2 protein-coding genes and 1 pseudogene are annotated in these 757 nt (G+C 36.7%); all 3 read right to left on the bottom strand.

Annotated elements, in window-relative coordinates:
* A pseudogene (locus tag PVV65_RS09880) lies at window positions 1-230 on the bottom strand (hypothetical protein); the annotation flags it as partial.
* A gap of 46 nt (window positions 231-276) precedes the next feature.
* Entirely contained in the window at window positions 277-471 is a 195-nt protein-coding gene (locus PVV65_RS09875; protein WP_273790040.1) for a hypothetical protein, read from the bottom strand.
* Between the two features lie 8 nt (window positions 472-479).
* Entirely contained in the window at window positions 480-734 is a 255-nt protein-coding gene (locus tag PVV65_RS09870) for a hypothetical protein (RefSeq protein WP_273790039.1), read from the bottom strand.
* Window positions 735-757 lie beyond the last annotated feature (23 nt).

Genomic DNA, 757 nt, shown 5'->3' with positions numbered 1-757 from the left:
GCGTCTGTACCAACATGACGCCTCACCTCTTCAAAATACACCGCGTCAATTTGACCTGCTGCCTGCTTTATTTCATTAAGCCATTGTTTAAAGCGTAAATAACGCATACCACCGCCTTCAAAACGGCGTGATTTAAAATCAACGGTGCCACTAGTGATACCACCATCCGCACCGCGTATCGCCCACCCTGTCTTCGTTCCTAGATCAAAACAAAGAATTGTATGAGACATTTAAATCACCTGTATTTACTGATTATTCTTTTTTAGGAATGATGCTTTAAACGACTTCTCTGCACACAATTTTGCTGCAATTCGCACAATAGGAAATGTTAGAATGAGATAATTTTTTGATTAGATGATTTTGCTCGTCTATTGTTTTGTCTTTTTCATCTAGCTCTTCTCTAAGCATTTTTATGGTTTTAAAAGCGCTATAAGCTGCATAACAAGATATAATAAGTGCAATAAAACCCATCTCTCTCCTCACTTACTTTTCTTATTCTTATGAGAAGGATTTTTTACAGATGCATCACGCTGCTTAAGTTCGTCTTTAAGCTTCTCTATTTCTGCATCGCGTAATACAACTTCTGCTTCTAGTGTATCTATAAGATCGTTCTTTCTTTTGAACGCTTCTTCATACGCATCTATCTTTTGATTAAGTTCTTTAATTTCCTTTTCATATTTTTTGATATCCTCATCACACTCATCAATGCTCTGCTTGCTTTCATTTAAACTCATTGTGATCTCCTAAGGCTGCAAAC

This window comes from Bartonella sp. ML70XJBT, from assembly GCF_028618425.1.
GTDB lineage: Bacteria > Pseudomonadota > Alphaproteobacteria > Rhizobiales > Rhizobiaceae > Bartonella.
Note: the sequence above shows the minus strand (reverse complement) of the source record. Positions and strands in the feature narration are given on the sequence as shown.